Origin of the sequence: Sphingomonas sp., from assembly GCF_019242355.1 — a bacterium.
Lineage (GTDB): Bacteria > Pseudomonadota > Alphaproteobacteria > Sphingomonadales > Sphingomonadaceae > Sphingomicrobium.
This window is the reverse complement of the sequence record NZ_JAFAVR010000069.1, coordinates 1-3,592: the sequence shown is the minus strand read 5'-3', so window position 1 is coordinate 3,592 and position 3,592 is coordinate 1. Positions and strand designations below refer to the sequence as shown.

7 protein-coding genes are annotated in these 3,592 nt (G+C 64.0%); 2 read left to right on the top strand and 5 right to left on the bottom strand.

From position 1 onward, the window contains the following. Positions 1-161, bottom strand: a 161-nt coding sequence (locus tag JOZ79_RS03165) for a beta-ketoacyl synthase N-terminal-like domain-containing protein (protein ID WP_294070447.1), incomplete at its 3' end; no start/stop codon positions are given. A 104-nt stretch (positions 162-265) separates the two neighbouring features. Further along, on the bottom strand, positions 266-502 hold the full coding sequence (locus JOZ79_RS03160) for an acyl carrier protein (RefSeq protein ID WP_294070438.1): 237 nt from the start codon (positions 500-502) through the stop codon (positions 266-268). Positions 503-598: 96 nt separating this feature from the next. Here JOZ79_RS03160 and JOZ79_RS03155 point away from each other — a divergent pair, with 96 nt between their 5' ends. Beyond that, positions 599-1,072 carry a vgr related protein gene (locus JOZ79_RS03155; protein WP_294070444.1) on the top strand — a complete coding sequence of 158 codons (474 nt, stop codon included), beginning with the start codon at positions 599-601 and terminating at the stop codon, positions 1,070-1,072. Between the two features lie 15 nt (positions 1,073-1,087). On the opposite strand, the gene JOZ79_RS03150 is transcribed toward JOZ79_RS03155, so the two are convergent. Genes JOZ79_RS03150 through hrcA form a run of 3 tightly spaced genes read right to left on the bottom strand, consistent with a single transcriptional unit; the run spans position 1,088 to position 3,171 of the window. After that, positions 1,088-1,534: a hypothetical protein gene (locus JOZ79_RS03150; protein WP_294070435.1), complete on the bottom strand. Its 447-nt coding sequence runs from the start codon at positions 1,532-1,534 to the stop codon at positions 1,088-1,090. Positions 1,535-1,591: 57 nt separating this feature from the next. Beyond that, positions 1,592-2,140 carry a nucleotide exchange factor GrpE gene (gene grpE, locus JOZ79_RS03145; protein ID WP_294070433.1) on the bottom strand — a complete coding sequence of 183 codons (549 nt, stop codon included), beginning with the start codon at positions 2,138-2,140 and terminating at the stop codon, positions 1,592-1,594. Further along, positions 2,137-3,171 (bottom strand): heat-inducible transcriptional repressor HrcA, encoded by a 1,035-nt coding sequence (gene hrcA / locus JOZ79_RS03140; RefSeq protein WP_294070441.1) that lies wholly within the window; start codon positions 3,169-3,171, stop codon positions 2,137-2,139. The genes grpE and hrcA overlap by 4 nt, the downstream gene beginning before the upstream one ends. 135 nt (positions 3,172-3,306) lie before the next feature. On the opposite strand from hrcA, the gene rph reads away from it, so the two are divergent. Then, positions 3,307-3,592: ribonuclease PH (gene rph / locus JOZ79_RS03135; RefSeq protein ID WP_294070430.1), on the top strand; the 286-nt coding region annotated here is incomplete at its 3' end.

The window sequence follows — 3,592 nt, the reverse complement described above, 5'->3', positions numbered from 1 at the left end:
GGCTTCACCTCGCAGGCGATGCGGCACTTCTGATCGCTGGCGTCAAAATGCGTGATCGGCCCGGCGCCGCTCTTGCTCGTCAGGATGTTCTTCCAGCTGGTCTCGACGTCACCGCCCAGCGGCGTGACGAGGCCCAGACCCGTGACGACTACACGTCGCATATTCTCAACTCCGGTCTGCTCTTCCAAAACAAACGGCCTCCCGAATGGGTTCGGGAAGCCGTTCGTGCCGCTGTTCGGCGCGCCTGAGGCAGTCCTGGGCCCGATCAGCTCTTGTGCTGGTCGATATAGTCGATCGCGTCGCGTACCGTCGTGATCTTCTCCGCGGCGTCGTCCGGGATCTCGACGCCGAACTCTTCCTCGAAGGCCATGACGAGCTCGACGATGTCGAGGCTGTCGGCGCCCAGATCGTCGATAAAGCTGGCGTCCTCGGTGACCTTTTCGGGTTCGACGCCGAGGTGCTCGACGACAATCTTCTTCACCCGGTCGGCAGTCTCGCTCATGTGACGCTTCCTCCGTTATAGCTTTGCCGTTGCCCTAGCGTTGCGCCCCAAACGCCGCAAGTGGCGCCGGGAGCCGTGGCGCGGTATCGCCGGGCGATGGACGGACGGCCGCTCACGCCCGGAGAAATCGCACTTGCCCGGCCGATCTTCGGCGATTCCATCGACTATTCGAAGGTCCGGCTGTTCCGCGGCAAATGGTGGCCCTTCCAGCCGAAGCGAAGCGCGATGGCGCCCACCGGGAACATCCATTTTCACCCCGACGGCGGCGGCTATTGCGACGATTTCTCGAAGGAGCCGCTAGGCCAGCAGGCGTTCTGGATGCATGAGATGACGCACGTCTGGCAGGCGCAGGCCAAAGGCCGCTTCTACCTGCCGCTGATGCGCCATCCCTTCTGCCGCTACGAATATAGGCTGAAGCCCGGCCGGCCGTTCGACCGCTACGGGCTCGAGCAGCAGGCAGAGATCGTCAAGGACGCCTTCCTGGCCGCGCACGGGGCGCTCGGCAGGTGCGTTCCCCCGCGCGAGCTATTGCCGTTCTGCTCGAGTTCTCTTTTGCGGACGAGGAAATAACTAGATAGCGTTCGATCAGGTATTTTGACAGCTGCCCTTCCACATCGTGTTAAAGGTGTCTTGGACAGATTGTTTGGCCTGTTCCTCAGATGCTCTTTGGCATGATTCTTGGACCAATGAGGGCGAGCTGTAGTCGTTCGACCGTGCCGAATTGCACAACTCTTCCGCAGACGCAGCGTCGCTTGGATCTGCTTGAGGGTCCACCAAAGCGGTATCCGAATCCTTCAAAGAGAGAAAGCGCGTGAAGCCGGCGTAAGCACCCATGCGGTTCTTGCCATTTATCTCACCACAAACCGCTAGGTTGTGCACGCTCTCGTTGCGAAACATTGCAGAACTAGGGTCGATAAGCTGATCGGCGGCAAACTTCTCAGCGTGCCGGATCAAATAAGCGTTCGTACCTGGGATTCTGTCGCATCCGCCGGCGCACACGAGAAGGGCGACGGACAATATGCGCAACTTCATGGCTCTCTCCCCCTAGGCGGCAGGAGTAGCACAATCAAACAGGTGTAGAAGCACCAGTTAGTTAGAGCGAGCCACTGCGACCATCGCCGGGCGAAGCAGCCGATCCTTCAGCATGTAGCCGGGCTGCATCTCCTGCACGACGGTGCCGGCCTCGGCCTCGCCGGTGGGGACCTCCATCATCGCCTGGTGCTGATTGGGATCGAGCTTCTCGCCGACGGACTTTACACGCGTCACCCCGTTACGGGTGAACACGGCATCGAGCTCGCGAGCGGTGGATTCGATGCCGGTCAGGAACTGGCTCGCGACCTTGTCCCCGCGAAGCTCGTCCGACACCGCGCCGAGCGCGCGGTCAAGGTGATCCTTGATCGCCAGCATGTCGCGGGCGAAGTTCGCCGCGGCATAGGCGGAGGCCTGCGTTTTCTCCTGCTCCAGCCGGCGGCGCACGTTCTGCACCTCGGCGGCGGCATAGAGCGCCTTGTTGTTCGCTTCCGCGAGTTGCTCGCGAAGCTGCGCAATCTCGTCATGCTCCTGAAGCTCGGGCGAATCCTCGGCGGTCTCGCTCCGGATCTCCTCGGCCTCGTCGTGCAACTTTTCGTCTTCGGTCATGCCATCAATCTCGTCAGGGCTTTTGCTGTGAAATCCACCATGGGGACCACGCGGGCATAGTTCAACCGCGTGGGTCCGATCACGCCGACAACGCCGACCACCTCGCCATGGCTCCCGCGATAGGGCGCGGCGATCACCGACGAGCCCGAAAGCGCGAACATCCGGTTCTCCGAGCCGATGAAGATCCGGCAGCCGGGAGCGTCGCGAGCGCCTTCGAGCAGCCGCGCGATCTCCTGCCGGTCCTCGAGCTCGTCGAGGAGCCTTCGGACGCGCTCCAGGTCCTCGGCCGCGCTGTCGTCGATGAGGTTGGCCTGGCCGCGCACGATCAGCACTGGGCGGCGTTCATGGTCCTGGGTCCAGGCGGCAAGGCCCGACGCGACCAGCTCTGCTGCGGCGGAGTCGATCGCTTCCTTGCGCTCGCGGATTTCGGCCCGGAGGCGGCCCTCGGCTTCGGCGAGCGTCAGGCCGGACAGCCGCGCGTTGATGAAATTGCTGACTTCGGCCAGTCCCGCCGCCGACGTCAGCCCGTCGAGCTCAACAACGCGATTCTCGACCGACCCGTCGGCGCCGACCAGCACTGCCAGCGCCCGATCGGGGCTCAGCGGCACGAAGGACAACTGCCTCAGCCGCATCTCCTGCTTTGGAGCGAGCACCACACCGGCCGCCTGTGACAGACCCGACAGCGCCGCAGTCGCCGCCGCAAGCGCATCCTCGATCGGCTGGTCGCGAACGATCCGCCGCTCGATTTCACGCCGCTCGCGCGGGTCCGGCGCCGACGCCTGCATGATGCCGTCGACGAACAGGCGAAGCCCGCTCTCGGTCGGAATCCGCCCCGCCGAGGTATGCGGATGAGTGAGCAGCCCCCGCTCCTCCAGCTCCTGCATCACACCCCGGATCGACGCAGGCGACAGGCTGACGCTGCCGGCAAGCATCTTCGATCCAACGGGATTGCCGCGGTCGAGATACGCCTCGACCACCAGCCCGAAGATATCGCGCATGCGGTCGGTGAGCTCGCCGATGGGCTGGGTCATGTATGGCATGTAGGAGCATCGCCGGAACCCCTCAATCCGTTCGTCCCGAGCGAAGTCGAGGGACGCTGCAAAGGTGCCTCGACTTCGCTCGGCACGAACGGGTAATGGCGGCCCGCACCAGTATCAGGAGATTCTATGCGTCCGTCCGGCCGCGCGCCCGATCAAATGCGCGAACTCACGTTCGAGCCCGCCTTCACAATGCACGCCGAAGGGTCGTGCCTGGTCAGCTTCGGCAACACCCGGGTGCTGTGCACTGCTTCGGTCGAGGAGAAGGTGCCGCCCTTCCTGCGCGGCAAGGGTCAGGGCTGGGTCACCGCGGAATATGGCATGCTGCCTCGGGCCACCCTCACCCGCACTCCGCGCGAAGCAGAGCGGGGCAAGGTCGGCGGCAGGACGCACGAGATCCAGCGCCTGATTGGGC

Bases quoted from the DNA above. Each gene is read 5' to 3' on its own strand.
- JOZ79_RS03160 (WP_294070438.1), bottom strand. From the start codon at position 502: ATGAGCGAGACTGCCGACCGGGTGAAGAAGATTGTCGTCGAGCACCTC.
- JOZ79_RS03155 (WP_294070444.1), top strand. From the start codon at position 599: ATGGACGGACGGCCGCTCACGCCCGGAGAAATCGCACTTGCCCGGCCG.
- JOZ79_RS03150 (WP_294070435.1), bottom strand. From the start codon at position 1,534: ATGAAGTTGCGCATATTGTCCGTCGCCCTTCTCGTGTGCGCCGGCGGA.
- grpE (WP_294070433.1), bottom strand. From the start codon at position 2,140: ATGACCGAAGACGAAAAGTTGCACGACGAGGCCGAGGAGATCCGGAGC.
- hrcA (WP_294070441.1), bottom strand. From the start codon at position 3,171: ATGACCCAGCCCATCGGCGAGCTCACCGACCGCATGCGCGATATCTTC.